3 protein-coding genes are annotated in these 4,199 nt (G+C 49.4%); all 3 read right to left on the reverse strand.

The genetic code is table 11. The annotated features are described in order from the left end of the window. Window positions 1–47: 47 nt before the first annotated feature. Window positions 48–968, reverse strand: coding sequence for a hypothetical protein (locus QN359_RS19410; protein ID WP_322248342.1), 921 nt, complete (start codon window positions 966–968; stop codon window positions 48–50). A gap of 581 nt (window positions 969–1,549) precedes the next feature. After that, window positions 1,550–1,972, reverse strand: a complete 423-nt coding sequence (locus QN359_RS19415) for a hypothetical protein (RefSeq protein ID WP_322248341.1) — start codon at window positions 1,970–1,972, stop codon at window positions 1,550–1,552. A gap of 10 nt (window positions 1,973–1,982) precedes the next feature. Next, window positions 1,983–3,980, reverse strand: a complete 1,998-nt coding sequence (locus QN359_RS19420) for a hypothetical protein (protein WP_322248340.1) — start codon at window positions 3,978–3,980, stop codon at window positions 1,983–1,985. Window positions 3,981–4,199 lie beyond the last annotated feature (219 nt).

A 4,199-nucleotide genomic window follows, 5' to 3' on the forward strand; every position in this document is an offset into this window, starting at 1 on the left:
AAAACACAAACAAACAGACTTCAATGAGATCGGTTCAATTTAAAAAGTTACACGACAAGTAGTCTGACAGATGGGGGTACCGGCAGATCGAGTTCGCGGATGCAGCGTAGCTTTTCCTCATCAATGCCATGGGTAACAGTGACTTCGATTAATAAAGTCAGCGGCCAGGCTTGACTGTAGTTATCCTCAACATCCTCTTCAAACTCTCCGTCGACCATCGTCATGGTGCTGCCGTGGGAGTAGATCTGACGTCCACCAAGGGTGCCGATCACGTCGGGCACGATAGTGCCCAAGCGCCGCTCCAGTCGTATCTCATCCAACTTTAAGTCGCGGGAGGGTGTCATCCAGGACTTGCGAATTGTGTTCTCTTCCCAATCACTCCCGAACTCTTCAGGAGGGGCGCGATTGACCTCGATTTCCAAGCCGGGCGTCGTAATTGACGAAGTTTGCTCAAGAATGGCTTTGACTTCGCGATGGAGCAGAGTCTCGCGCCGCCAGCGTTGCATCGTCGTAGCGTCTACGTCGACTGGCAGATGCGCGCGGAATTCCGCTTCATCGGAGTCCTGCCAACCATCTAGGGCATCCCGCGAGGCCTGCGCGGCGGCTGCATCGCCCTTTACGGTCAGTGCTTGATCGTTCCAGTGGGCACACCACCGGATGTCTGGAAGGATTCGCAGTCGGGCGCGAATCTCCTCCGGTTCAAGCATCGCGATGGTCGGGTCAGAAAGCGACAGTGTGACAATGGCTCGTCCGAGGCCATCGCTTCCCGGCTCGTGTAGGCCAGTCAGGTCGACCAACAGCTCCCGACCATCGTCGAGCGTCAGCAATGCCGTCGCGTAGTCGCGCAATGCCGCGCCGACAACCGTGATGCGCTCGGCTGGTACCTCAACCCAGACTTCATAGCCCTTGCCGCTGAAGCCGGTGGCCGTGCGCGACATTCTCCGGCGTGGAAGCTCGATGATGCCCATCTCTAGCAAGTGTCGCGTGGCGGCAAGGCGTGCCGCGACTAAGGAGCAGTCATCTTTCTGTGCGCCAGCAGGATGTCGAAAATGTGCTGTGGGCCGTGTTCGCAAGGGCTGGCCCGCCATTACTGGAGTTAGCGCGAGGTTGCAAGCCGGGCAGGTGCATTTACATTGGCTTTGGACAACCTCGGGATCGTGAATATATCGCGGTTCGCCAGTCTGTGCATCGTGCGCCCACTTCAGCGGCACCGCTACGGCGTCGACCGACTCGTTTCGTCGAGTCGGTTGGCTGGAATTGATTTGCCAAGTGGACATGGGGCAGCCGGGGTAGGGTAATTGGATTGGAAAAAGGTGCCACGTAATAAGTTGTTAGGCATTACCGGAGCTGAAAAAGAGGGTTTCTGCTTTGCTGGCTAAGTGATCCATTGTCTATTGTGGCAATACATTTCCTCCAAATAAAGAAAAAATAGCTACTTTTTATCCGATCAGTGCTGTCCGGCACCTGTATCAATTGGTCAGAATTATGCAGCTAGAGTCACGATCGCTTGACTTGGAAAGGCGTCCTTGGATTCTGAATTCCAGACAGCTCACCCGATCAACTCGCGCCGGCTCTTTGCTAGCGGTTGCAATAGAAAGTCAACATCCCATCCTTTGGCCGTAGCGTTAGCCACTATACGACACATCAGTTCAAGATTGTTGTTCACCTTGGCCCGCAGCTCAACGTTTTCACGTTCGAGAACTTCTATTTTCTCTTCAAGTGACTTGCGCCTGATCGCTATTTCAGTACCAACTGAATTCAATGTGCGCTGCCGCGCAATTGCCGCGTGTATTTTTTCCTTACGCTGAGTCGTGTGTAATGTCGAACGGCTTCGAAGCCCCAGTCGTGCGGTAAGTACAGCGATAGATATTGGGGAGACCGCAACGCCATCGCTCAACATTAATGCCAACTCTCGATCCAACGCCTCATCAAGCAGATTTCCACGTGCGCGTTTATTTGTTTTCGATGTCATCAATACTTACCTATACGGAGCTTGTGCGCATCATTATCTTAGATTGCGTGCATCCGGGTGATTTTGGAAAGACCTTTATTTTCTTTTCTGTTGGGGTAATACCAATAGCAAGCGCTTTTTCAATGCCGGCAATCTTCCTTCGTTGCTCGTCAATCCACTTGTCGGAACCCGCGTCGCCATCGCATTCTTGAATCATTTTGTTCAAAATCTCGACATTGAGTTTTAATAGGTTTTTCAGATTAACTTGCTCTCGAGAGTCATCTGTTCTATGAAGGTGTCCGCAATTATCAAAACACTGAATGTGCTTTTGACAGGGTTCGCGTGAAAAATCGTTGGTGCAAATTCCCCAAAGTGTAACGTGGACTCCACCAGCATGAGTTTCAAGGAACTCTTGAGCTGTCACCGGATCATTCTGCTTCAATGATTTATATGTGTCAGTCAGCGCTCCTTGAATCTTTCCGTCCTCAATGCCAGACCGGAGGTAATTCACTTTTTCTTGATATGACGTGAATTCAACGAAAGAGCGGTGGGAGGCCAATTCCGTTGACAACGCGACGTGCTGGTAAAAAGCGTTTTGGGTAACGTCTTTCCTGCCCATCGCCAAAGCTTGCTGAATTTCTGTCATGCCGCCAAGTTTATACAGTGTATTTCGCCAATGGCGCGATTGATGCGTCCTCAAAGCAATTCGGCTGCCGTCGGCCTCAGTTAGATTACTTCGCTCAAATATAGACTGCACCACGGTATTGCCAAGGGCAGCGGAAATATCAGCGTAGGCCACAGCGGCCGGCAGCAAATAATTTACTGAATTGGTGCGCTCTTTAAATCTGAAATATCCCGAGAAGCCAATGCTCAACGTCTCATGCATCCTTAGAATCGGTACGCCGTTTTTTGATCGAAGCACGACTGGATCAGGGCGCCTTTCATAAAACTGAGCTTCCACTTCACCGGCAAGATATTCTGGATTTCCCCTTGTATTCGCTTTTGCCTTGATTCCAAAACGCCGCATCATTCCGTCTAAATGATACGACTCTGAAGTGTCTACAAAGCGATTGATGAATGATCGTGAAACATATTTTAGGGATTCAACATTCCATAGTCTCCCGGGATTATCATGCTGCCACTGTGCAACGTCCCGCGCTCGTTTTGTAAGGACTTTAAGGCGATCAATTGCCCGCTTTGCGAGCGGGACATCGGTATCAGCCAGCCAATGCGTGTGATATTCAAATCCTTTTTCTGGAAAATACCGGATGCCAAATTGGTAAATCGCTTTCCCGCTTGTTTCGTCAGTAACCACCTGTCCATCGGCACCAAGTAGGGGCTGAGAGACCCAGCAGTCCAGAGGAATTACAAGTGTTTCGTTGATTCGAGAACCAATCGCAATGTGAAGATCAATTGTCCGTAGAAGAATTTCTTCGCGATCGTTGATTGGATTATTTGTGCAGTAGGCAAACGCCTCCATTGCTTCTTTGCTTGGCAGTTTGGTCGAGAGTTCTTCGCGCTCCTTCTTTGGATCGTGCCGGAGACGTGGAGAAGGAGCCTTGATCGGATTGACGAAATCAATCGGAACCCCAGCTAGCTTATATTTATCAACCAAATTTGCAATCACAGCCATGACATTTGACGCGTCATACAGATTTTTATATTCTCTATTTTTCAGTTCCTGAATTACGCCATAAAAATGCTCACCACGTAGCTCCTCTGGATGAAAAAGACCTTGATCAACGAGCTGGCAAAAAAGGCGTCGCAAGGCAATTGAATAAGCTACGATCGCCGAATGGCTCGGGCGTTTTGCTTGAAAAATAGCAACTATGATTGCTTTTGCAAAGTCTATATATGGTGAGGGCAGTGCTTCCTTTGTATTTAGCTTCGTGAATGGAAGCAGTTGCGATTTTCCTGACATGCGAGTATTCAGCCAACCGCTTGTATCCCAGGTCGCTCCACTCCACTCAGGAGTCTCGCTGAGCAAGGAAAATATGGCGCGCTGTTCAGCAATGAACTGTTCAAACATCAATCTTTCCTCCTTTTTTGCTGGCACACAGTTTTTCTACGCGCACTGCAAATTCAATTGTCTGCTCCAGTTGCAGGACAACTTTGTTTTCCGAGAGATTGTGTGATTGATTCAACATGACCTGGATCTCAGTTCTCAAGGCTTGTAGTGGTCAAGTTATTTCGGACACATCAATAGGTTTTTTTGCTGCCATTTCTTTTTCGTAAATCATGGGCGGCA

The sequence above is a fragment of the Undibacterium sp. 5I2 genome, assembly GCF_035019605.1.
Lineage (GTDB): Bacteria > Pseudomonadota > Gammaproteobacteria > Burkholderiales > Burkholderiaceae_D > Undibacterium.

Coding starts and splice junctions, on each gene's coding strand:
- QN359_RS19420 (WP_322248340.1), bottom strand. CDS start 3,980: ATGTTTGAACAGTTCATTGCTGAACAGCGCGCCATATTTTCCTTGCTC.
- QN359_RS19415 (WP_322248341.1), bottom strand. CDS start 1,972: ATGACATCGAAAACAAATAAACGCGCACGTGGAAATCTGCTTGATGAG.
- QN359_RS19410 (WP_322248342.1), bottom strand. CDS start 968: ATGGGCATCATCGAGCTTCCACGCCGGAGAATGTCGCGCACGGCCACC.